10 protein-coding genes are annotated in these 10,146 nt (G+C 63.2%); all 10 read right to left on the minus strand.

Annotation, left to right across the window (positions count from 1 at the left end; genetic code table 11):
- Positions 1–15 precede the first annotated feature (15 nt).
- Positions 16–228, minus strand: coding sequence for a DUF3604 domain-containing protein (locus tag HYR72_15410; protein ID MBI1816364.1), 213 nt, complete (start codon positions 226–228; stop codon positions 16–18).
- Between the two features lie 85 nt (positions 229–313).
- Entirely contained in the window at positions 314–2,800 is a 2,487-nt protein-coding gene (locus tag HYR72_15415) for an arylsulfatase (protein MBI1816365.1), read from the minus strand.
- 83 nt (positions 2,801–2,883) lie between these two features.
- On the minus strand, positions 2,884–3,300 hold the full coding sequence (locus HYR72_15420; GenBank protein MBI1816366.1) for a hypothetical protein: 417 nt from the start codon (positions 3,298–3,300) through the stop codon (positions 2,884–2,886).
- An 83-nt stretch (positions 3,301–3,383) separates the two neighbouring features.
- The gene (locus tag HYR72_15425) at positions 3,384–3,689 is read right to left on the minus strand and encodes a DUF1298 domain-containing protein (GenBank protein ID MBI1816367.1); all 306 of its coding nucleotides are present in this window, start codon (positions 3,687–3,689) and stop codon (positions 3,384–3,386) included.
- 16 nt (positions 3,690–3,705) lie between these two features.
- A complete protein-coding gene (locus tag HYR72_15430; GenBank protein MBI1816368.1) occupies positions 3,706–4,620 on the minus strand; it encodes a peptidyl-prolyl cis-trans isomerase in 915 nt (304 codons plus the stop codon).
- A gap of 6 nt (positions 4,621–4,626) precedes the next feature.
- Positions 4,627–6,975 (minus strand): DUF3604 domain-containing protein, encoded by a 2,349-nt coding sequence (locus tag HYR72_15435; GenBank protein ID MBI1816369.1) that lies wholly within the window; start codon positions 6,973–6,975, stop codon positions 4,627–4,629.
- A gap of 97 nt (positions 6,976–7,072) precedes the next feature.
- On the minus strand, positions 7,073–7,429 hold the full coding sequence (locus HYR72_15440; protein ID MBI1816370.1) for a DUF202 domain-containing protein: 357 nt from the start codon (positions 7,427–7,429) through the stop codon (positions 7,073–7,075).
- Between the two features lie 108 nt (positions 7,430–7,537).
- Positions 7,538–8,446, minus strand: a complete 909-nt coding sequence (locus HYR72_15445) for a hypothetical protein (GenBank protein MBI1816371.1) — start codon at positions 8,444–8,446, stop codon at positions 7,538–7,540.
- 107 nt (positions 8,447–8,553) lie between these two features.
- Entirely contained in the window at positions 8,554–9,306 is a 753-nt protein-coding gene (locus HYR72_15450) for a DUF4239 domain-containing protein (GenBank protein MBI1816372.1), read from the minus strand.
- Positions 9,307–9,317: 11 nt separating this feature from the next.
- On the minus strand, positions 9,318–9,935 hold the full coding sequence (locus tag HYR72_15455) for a hypothetical protein (protein MBI1816373.1): 618 nt from the start codon (positions 9,933–9,935) through the stop codon (positions 9,318–9,320).
- Positions 9,936–10,146: the final 211 nt, after the last annotated feature.

The raw sequence follows: 10,146 nt of genomic DNA on the forward strand, positions 1-10,146 counted from the left end.
GTCAGCCTTCGTCGCTCATTCTGGAACGACCCTAAAGTTCTCGTACGCGTCGCCGGGATTGGTGAGGACGTTGCCGATCGCAAAGGCGTCGAGCGACCAGCTCGTGTGGACGTGGGTCTCGTTGAAGTACGCGTCGCGGTCGGGGGCTGCGCTGCAGGCGCTGTCTGTGAGCATCGCCACTGCAACGACTGCCGCAAACAGCGTCACCCTGATTGACACTCCTTTCATCGCCTCACGCCTTCTCCTGCTTCAGCAGTCGCAAGGTCACAGCGAATCCGTCGCCGATCGCTCGATTCCCTGCCTTCGCTGCGAGCTATTGCCTATCCCGCATCGTCTTGTCGACCTTTTCCTTTTCTGCGGCTGCCATCTCATGCGGACCGAGCTTCACGGTCAACTTGCTGATCGTGCCGGTGAAGCGGAACGGCACCTGGTAGTCCTGATCGTCCACCGGCGTGCCGGTATCGAGGCCGACGCTGAAGGGCTCGTCCCACGCGACGGCGATCGGCAAACTGCGCGGCATGGGATGGCTGTCCGCGATTTTGCCGTCTACCTTCAAGGTGCCGGTGCCGCCCTTGCCCAGGCCTGGGCCGTCATATTTCCAGTCGAACACCAGCGTGTGCTTGCCCGGCGTGAGCGCCTCCTTCGCCTGCCACTTGACGCGTTCGAGGGCGATCAAGTCCCACGTGAAGACCGGCCGACCCTTCAGCAGATAGAAGCCGTAGCCGGCGAAGCGTCCGCCGTCGGTCATCAGCATGCCCTCGGCGCCGTCCTGAGGGATCTCGACTTCGGCCGTGATGGTGTACGACCGGTTCAGCAGGCTCGGCGCGCTGCCGGTCTCAGCGAACGGCACGTTCGAGAGTTCGCCCGAGTAGGTGAACTCGGTCCGGCCGGGGGAGTAGCTCGGCTTGTGTCCGATGAACCTGCTGAGGATGGAGTCGTCGAGCGGGAATACGTGGTACTTCGTCGCCTCCAGCGTGAACAGCTGCTGCATGTCACGCAGCTTGTCGGGCATCTCGGCGGCGAGGTCGTTGGATTGCGTCCAGTCCTCGTCGACGTGGTACAGCTCCCAGGTGAAACCGTTCATGACATCCGTGGGTGCCTGCTTCAACGATATTTCCCATGGCGGGTTCAGCGGAGGCGTCGAGGCGATCCAGCCGTCGTGGTAGATGGCGCGTTTGCCGAACATCTCGAAGTACTGCGTGGTACGCTTCGACGGTGCTTTGGCGTTCGCCTTGTCCCAGGTATACGCCATGCTCACACCTTCGATCGGCTTCTGCGCCACCCCGTTGACCGACACCGGCTCGGGTACGCCAACCGCTTCGAGGATCGTCGGCACAACGTCGATCACATGGTGGAACTGGTTGCGGATGCCACCCTTGTCCCTGATGCGCGCCGGCCAGGCCATGGCCATACCGTTGCGGGTGCCACCGAAATAGGAGGCGACCTGCTTGGTCCACTTATAGGGCGTGTCGAAGGCCCAGGCCCAGCCCACGGCGTAGTGCGGGTAGGTCTGGTCGGAGCCCCAGGCATCATAGAACTTCATGTTCTCTTCGACCGTCGGGTGCACGCCATTGGCAACGGCAAACTCGTTGTACAGACCGTTGAGCGTGCCTTCGGGGCTGGCACCGTTGTCGCCGCTGATATAGATGACCAGCGTATCGTCGAGCTTGCCAGTGTCCGCAATCGCCTGGATCACGCGACCGATCTCGTAGTCGGTATACGCCAGGAACGCTGCATAGACGTCGGCTTGCCGGATGTAGAGCTTCTTCGTCTCGGGCGGGAGCGTGTCCCACTGCGGGATGCTGTCCGGCCAGACCGTGAGCTGGGCGTTCTGCGGAATCACTCCGAGCTTCTTCTGGTTGGCGAAGATGGTCTCGCGCAGCTTGTTCCAGCCCTGATCGAACAGGTGCATGTCGCTGATCTTCTCGATCCACTCGGGCGTCGGATGGTGCGGCGAGTGGGTGGCGCCGGGTGCGTAGTAGATCATGAAGGGTCGGTTGGGCTGGACGTCGTTCAGCATCTTGATACGCCCAATCGCCTCGTCGGCCATGGCGGTGACCAGGTTCCAGCCGGGTTTGCCAGTCTGCGGCTGGATCGGCGTGGTGTTACGAAACAGCATGCCCGGCTGCCACTGGCTGGAGTCGTCGCCCAGGAATCCATAGTAGTAGTCGAAGCCCTTGACGGCCCCGGTCGGCCAGTTGTGGAAGGGACCGGCCTGGCTCGCCTCCCACTGCGGCACGTTGTGATCCTTGCCGTACCACGACGTGTCGTAGCCGTTGTACCGGAGGATCTCGCCGATGGCGACGGCGTCACGTGGGATGATGCTGTTGTAGCCGGGATAGCCCGTCGCCTGGTCGACGACGACGCCGGTGCCCACCGAGTGGTGGTTGCGGCCGGTGAGGAGCGCGGCGCGCGTCGGCGAGCACAGCGCCGTGGTGTGGAATGCGGTATAACGTAGACCGGAGCTGGCAATGCGGTCCAGGGCCGGCGTCGGGATCACGCCGCCGAAGGTGGACGGCGCCGCAAAGCCGACGTCATCGGTCATGATCAACAGAATGTTTGGCGCGCCCTTAGGAGGCACGACGACCGCCGGCCAATACGGCTTCGACTCCGCCGCGTTGGGATTGATCTCGCCGCCGAACGACTGCGGCGGATTGGGCAGATACCGGCCGTCGATCGTGGTCGTCGCGCCGGGCGAACCCGGCGCGACGGTGGTGTGCTGCGCCATCGCCGGATGCGAGCCGATCAAGGCCCAAGCTACCGCCATCAAAATCGTGAGCATCGTTGCTTTCGTCTTCATAGCGTCACTCCCTCCCTCCTCATCTGTGAACCTCTCATTTTGAACCGCAGTGCGCGAAAATGTTCCACATGGCGCGCAGGCCGTCAACGAAGGGGCAGAAAGCCCAGCCCGATAACCAGCGCTGCGATCGCAAACGGGATCGCCAACCCGGTCATCTTCACCTGCCGTGTCAGCGCGCGCACCCGCGCATCGTCGGTTTCCTTCCAGCGTGCGTGCACCAGCGGAACGCAGATGAGGTTCGCGATCACCGCGATGCTACCGGCGCCGACCTTGACCAGCAGCAGCGGCGAGGCCGGCCAGGCGCGCGCGAGCAGCAGCGTGCCGGTCCCTACCACAACGATCACGACCGGAATCTCGAACAGCAGATCGATCCAGCGGTGCGCGACCGCGACGGTGCGACGCGAGACGGCATCGCGGCCGCAAAACTCGAGCACCGTCTCGGCCGCGACCATGCCGAGCCAGAAACTGACGGCGATCAGGTGAAGCTGCACCAGCATCATGGCTACTCTCCTTCTCTGTGTGCGCTTGAACATAGATGGTTCTCGCCAGACTCGCGCGCGAGCGCCCGCACTTTGCTCACGCTCTAGTTGACGCAGCCGGCGAGGAACGCGGTATCCGGAACGATCGTACGACACGCGGTTGGGAACAGCCCGATCGTTCCGTAGTAGCTTGCAACGCCGATGGTGAGCCCCACGCCGTCGGCGACAGGGGCAACGCAGGAGAGGAGTCGCAGCCGGGTGCCCAGGAGGTAGAACGGCTGCTGCGGACCCGGGACGTTGGAAACCCCCAGGTTGAACAACAGCCGGCCGAGGGCGCCCGCGTCGAAGCGCACGAGTGACGCGAGCAGGCCGCATACGAGCAACGTTGATTTCATCGCCTGTGATTTCACCGTCAATCTCCGCCGCTCATTCCGGAACAACGCCCGCGAGCGGAGGGATCTCCGGCGCTGGCAGGCTGGCGACGTCCGCAACGCTCACGTCCTTCGGCATGACGACTTGATAGCGCGCTCGCATCGCTTCGAACGCCCGCTGGCGGATTTGCGCGCGCTGGTCCTCGATCCATCCGGTCTTGATGTCCGGCTCCACCTCGTCGAAGGACGGCACACGCGCGGGCGTCATCGCATCGACCCATACCAGGTGCCAGCCGTAGCCGGACTCGATCGGGCCCGCCCAGGAGCCGGGCGCGATTTGGAAGAGCGCCCGCGCGAAGGGTGGACCGAACGTCTTGGCCACGTCGTCGAACGAGCGATCGGCGTAGTAGTCCTGGAACATGAAGCGATCGGCGAGCGCGGTCGCCTCTGGTGAGTCCGCGGGCTTACCGGCCATCTTCGCCAGCCCCTGCGCCGCATCCGCTCGCGTGCGCGGCCCCCGCCGATCGGGCGAGAAGTAGAGATGCCGGAACGTGGTGCGTGCAGGTAGTGTGAAGCGCTCCGAGTTCTTCTCGAACCACAGCTTGAGTTCGTCGGCCGTAGGTTCACGCAGCGCCGCCACGTCCTCGAAGAGGAACTCCATCTTCTGCGCCAGCCGGCGCTTGACGATCGTGTCGCCCTTGTCGAGGCCAAGCGCCAGCGCCTCGCGGTAGAGGATCTCCTCGCGCACCTTGGCGTCGACGAGACTTTGCATCTGCTCGGGGGTGAGATCGGAGCGCCCCTGCGCGAGCCACGCGATGCGGATCTGGCGCAGATCGTCGGCGGTGAGATCGATGCGTTCTGGCTGGTCGCGCGGATCGGGATTGCGGTTCAGCAGGTGATAGCCGGCGAACAGCAGGAGCCCGAACAACAGGAACTGCAGCAGCGGCTCTCGCAGCCAGCGTCCGAGCATGACCGCTCAATGCTTCGACGGCTTCGCGCTCGCCTCCAACGGGTTCAACTCGCCAACGTGCGGGACGATCTCGTAGTTGGCGTAGCCGAACTCGTTGCTGCGCGCACCGACGTACTTGTCGCCCAGCTTGTAGACGGAGACCTCGATCGGCGTGCCTTCGAGCTCGATGACGATCTTCCCCTTGTTGATGTTGTATGTCCGGGAGCCGCCGAGATAGCTGGCGCCGGCCGCGTCGCCGGTCAGACTCTGCATCGCCACGTTCCGTCCCACGTACCGTACCTGGAACTGGCCCTGGTTGACTGGGAGGTGCTGAGTGACGTACCCGGGGTCGGCGGGTGTGAGTGGCTTTGCGTTTGTGCCCTTGCCCAGCGCGCCGTAGATGATCATGTACTTTTCGCCAGTCACCGTGTTCTGCAGCCAGACCGACTTCTCCACGATGAGCGTTTTGAGCTGATCGTCATTGAGCGCCATCGCGCCTTGCTTCTTGAGATCGGCCACGGTGGTGCCGGGCTTAGCGGCCTTGCGGGCCTCGGCGCTCGGCGTGTACCAGATCGGCGAACTCCACGCCCGCTCCTGTAGGGTCGGCGCCACAACGTCGGGCGGCGCGATGCCGAGTTTCGCTGCCTGGATCGTGGTCCAGCGCGGTGTCGGGATCTCGAGCACACGGGCGTAGTAGAAGGCGTGCAGGCTCGGATCGAACTCGGGATCGCTCCACACCGTCTTCAGCTCGACCGATCCGATCGTGTTCTCGTAGGTCGCCTTCTCGATGTCCACCGTGCTGCCGATCGGCGGCACGACACCGGTCCACTTGTCGGGCTTGCGATCACCCGCCCAGACGACGTCGAAAATCTTCTCGTAGCTCTGCCCGCTCTTCGTCCAGCCCTTCACGATCTGGATACGATCGAGATTGCCTGAGGTGGGATCCTTCACGGCCCAGACCATGAACGCCGGCGCCTTGCCCGTGGCTGGCGGCAGATCGCCGCCCATCGGCACGCCCTTCGCGTAGCCGGTCTTGACCCAATCTTTGTCCGCCAGCATGTCGGGGGTGTACTCCCATCCGCCGAAGACCCGCACCTTGATGTGCGGCCCGGTGACGGCGAAAGTCTCCTTACGGCTCATGCCCTCGAAGAGCGCGGCGCGCGTGTTCTCCTCGGCCCACACCCCTGTCAGCCCGCTCGTACCTTCCGTGCGCGCGTCGAACATCCCACCGACCAGGTTTCCGGACATGCGCGCCTCGATCGTTCCATCGGTGAAGGAATGACCGCCGAAGAAGTTGTCCTGACGGTAGGGGACGGCGGTGTTGTGCGAGTCGGACGCGGCGCCGAATCCGAACTTGTAAGGATTGAATCCCTCCGTGTCCTGCATGGTGAGGCCGTCCTTCAGAGCCTGCCGCGCGTAGCTGCCAACGATGTGCGGAATGCGGCCCGGCGGATTGCCCAACAGTACCGACATGATCTCGAAGCTCGCGAACTCGTCGTTGGGCGAGAGGAGCGGGTGCGTTTCCGACGTGCCCTTCAATTGCTTGATCTCGATCAGCGGTTCGTTGCGGGTGCGCGACGCTGCATAGGCGGCGTCGATAGGGCGGCCCTTGGTGTCGACCTCGGTGGGGAACATGCGCCCGTCCGAAAGATTGGCGTTGTGCGAAATGGCCAGCAGATCGTTCCCGGCCTTTCGTTGGCCGTCCATCCAGTCCCAGAGATCGACGGGATGCTTCGAGTCCAGGGCACTGAAGGGCATCGGCGGCACCTTAGCGCAGTCCTTAAAGAAGATGTTACGGTGCAAGTTCATGTTGTTCGGCATCGAGGTCCACTCATAGGAGCAGAAGGCCGTGAACTTCCCCGGCTCGTTCGCCTGATCGGCGAGCGCGACGTTGCGCTTCCAAACCGTCCCGGCAATCTCGGGGGCCATGAGCGCCGGGACTGGCGGTCCGCTGGCCAGGGTGTTGATGGCATACAGCGCGACCCGTTCCATCTCTTCCTTTGTCCTGGCCTTCAGGATGAGCGGCTGTGCGACGGAGAGCTTGCTGACCGCGGACCCCGGCTCGTTCGCCAGATTGACCACGCCCGCGTACTCGGAGTGGTCGGTGACACCCGCCCAGTCGAGCGGCGTGTCGATCTTGACGTCGTAGCCGAGTGGATGCTTGATCGGCTCGCCCTTGAAGTACTTGTACGCGTCGCCGGGATTGGTGAGGAGATTCCCGATGGCGAACGCGTCGAGCGACCAGCTCGTGTGGACGTGGGTTTCGCCGAAGTAAGCATCGCGCTCGGGATTCGCAGCGACGGCCGGAAGCCCAGTCACGAGAGAGAGTACGATGCCCAGCACGACGGTGCTTCTTGCACGCAATTCGAGTCGCATCACGTCACCTCCTTGATCTTCGTCATTTGCGGGTGGCCGTCCGCACCAATACCTGTTCGCTTTAGGACGTCAAGTTGGATCGATCGACTGGCAAGGTTCACCGCGAGAGCAAATTCCACAGCGACACCATGCCGATGATGGCTAGCAGCATGGCCACGGCGATACTCAGAGGCCACTGGCTTAGAATTACGTCCTCATTGCGACGCAGCCGGCGCAACGTCACCCAGTGAGAAATCCCTGCTAACACCGTGGCAACGATGCCCAGTATGATGAGGGCAATGCCGAACCGTATGGCGCTCTCATGCAAATGGACGGCTTCCGGAGTGGGAGATTTCTCTCTCAGAGATCGGAAGAATCCGACCGTACCAAAGCCAAACGTTGCCATCGTCAGAGTGGTTCGGATCCAGGCAAGGGTGGTGCGGTCGAGCGCGAGTTGCGTTCGGAGCTTCGCCATGCTCGTGCGGTCGCGAGCTAGATCTACGTTAGCGGGGGTTGTTGTTTGCTGGGTCATGGCCTATCGCTGCTGTTTGAAACTACGTCTCTGCGGTGAAATTGTTTCTGCTCACCAGGGCCGCCACTCCGGAAAGGCCATCGTCATCCCAAAGCGTACTGTCGTTTGCGGTGCCGCCGCCGCGAACTGGCGATAGGCCATCCATTCGCCGCTGACGGATAAATTGATCGGCGGCATTCCCTCGCGCACGATCACGCGGCCGATGCCGAAACTCACCGGCAACATCGTTGCGGTGTGCTCCCGCCAACCCATCGTCCACGAACTGTCCGCCGACTTCACGTACCACCCACCCGACACACTCACGAGCACTATCGGTTGGAAGAATAGCGTGCTCGATGGCTGACTCTCCGACGATGTGTAGGCGAAGGAAATCGGATTCTGGATCAAGAACCCGGTGAGCAGCCAGGGGACGCCTTTGTAAATCGCTCCGAACAGGGGACCAACTTGCCACGATCTTTGACCGGCGGTCTTGTAAGTTGCGGTCGGAAACACGTACGTCGGACCGGCGGCCATGAGCAGCCCGCTCTTACGCCCGGGCCACGGCAAAACGAACGCATCGAACAATTGCATGTCGCCAAACTCGGTCCGCGTGCTGCTGCCCTTGTTTTTCGGAATGGTGACCAGGGAGACACTCGGGCGTACCAACTGGACGAGCGGCAGCAGGGAAAATTTTCGAACCCGGGGCACGATCGCCCGCAGGATCGTGCGATTGGTCGGCGCGTCGGTGCCGTAGTTCTCCGGCGTGTAGGCGTCCTGGAAGAAGATCTGCGGCAGCGTCGTCAGCGGATCGCTGAACTCGCGGGCAAGCTTCTGCGTCTTGGTCTCGCCGCTGGCGGCGGCCACCGCGTCATCGTCGTCTTCGTTTTCTTCGGCTTCATCGGCGCGCGCCGTTGCGGCGCTGAAGCTCAGCAAGGCGATGAGCAGCGTGATCGCCAAAGGGCGTAGGGGCGATGCATGCATCGGCCTCCGTCTTCTTCGCGGTGGCCGCCTTGATTCGCGGGCGACGCATGCGTCGCCCCTACAGGAACCTGATGGGACTCGGTCGTTGTTCTTCGTATCCACTGTCCTTACCGTCCGAGATGCGCGAGCGCGTCGCGCAACGGGGCACTCGATATACGAATGAACCCTCCGAACGGCTGGTCCAACTCGAGGAGTAGGAACACCGCGCCGGCGACGGAGAGCGCACAGACGAGCATGGTCGCGATTACCGTGCCGTTGCAGGGCGCAAAGAGACCGAAGCTGGTGAAGAGGATCGTCAGCCAGAACACCATCACGACCAGAAATGGCGTGGAGATCGAGCTGCCCCTCTGCTCGAACAGCAGCCAACGCGTCTGTCCGATGTCGAGGACGAGGCTGAGCGCTTCGGCCTGCAGCGAACGCTGCGCGTCGGTTTGCGGCGTCAAGGTGAGGACCATGTCGTAGAGACGTTCACCGCCACTGGTCGGCTCCAATTGTCCGGATCGTGAACTGTCGGATGGCCACGTCCGCTCGATCATGCCCGCCACCGCACCGCCCAGCAGATCGCGGGGCTCTTTGGCCTCGGCACCGTAGTGGCTCAGCACGCGGTCGAGTAGCACCACCTTGGACGACATTTGCACCAGCTCATCGCGCTGGGTATCAAACGAGCCCTTCGCCGAGGCGATGAGCAAGCTGAGGACGAGGGCCGCCATCGAGGCGACCAGTCCCATGCCGAGCTTCACGACATCCTTCGAGTCTGTGCCCAGATGATTTTCCGGCAGCGCGCTGCGCAGCAACATGCCGAGCAGCGCGCCGCCGAACACACAGGCGAACGCGATCAGACTGATGACCGCGGGAGACACGAAGCGCTCCGTTACTTCTTCGTAGGTGCGTCGACCGAGATCGCGAGGGCCTCGGTATAGGTGATCTCGACGAGATCGCCGACAGACACGCGATTGAGGTTGTCCGGATTGCGCGCCTTGATGGTGTTCAGTTCACCATCGGCGGACTTCAGGGTGACGGTCATCGCGGCCTTGTCGATCGCGACGATGGTGGCGGTGATCGTGACCGCGCGCGCGCCGGCGGCGCCCGGCTTTTCGCCGAGCTTGGCGCGCCCCGCTTCCTCGGCCATCGCCGCGCCCGGCACGGCGGTGCCCGGCTTCTTCACTTCGAACGCGAGCGACTCGTAGTAGGTCACGCTGAGTTCATCGCCCACTTTGACTTGGGCGAGGTTGCGCACCTCATCGCCGGCGACGAACTTCACCACCGAGCCATCAGACCGTTGCAGCGTGACGTGGCGCGTCTTCTGATCGATCGCCTTTACCTTGGCCGTGACAGTCACAACGTTCTGGCCGACCGTCCCGCTCGGCAGCGGCGCCGCGACAGCGGGCGCCGGCGCTGGCGCCGGTTCTTTGGACATTGCGGCACAACCCGCGATGCCAAGGGCCATGCAGAGCGCAGCCCCGGTTGTCTTGATTGTTCGTGTTCTCATTTTCTCTCTCCTCCCTTTCTCTCAGACGTTCAGTTCTTCCACACTAACCTGATGAGTGACCTTCTCTGCGCCTCTGCGTCTGCCATGGTTCGGTTTGTCAAGGGGCGGGATGAAAGCCACACCTCTTCTCTGCGGGGGCGGCGGGGTGGTGGTCCGCGCGCAGCCGCACCGGGCCACTGGCGTTGATGGTTGTCTCCCGGTGAACCTCCCA

It is taken from the genome of Deltaproteobacteria bacterium (assembly GCA_016178705.1).
Classification (GTDB): domain Bacteria; phylum Desulfobacterota; class Binatia; order HRBIN30; family JACQVA1; genus JACOST01.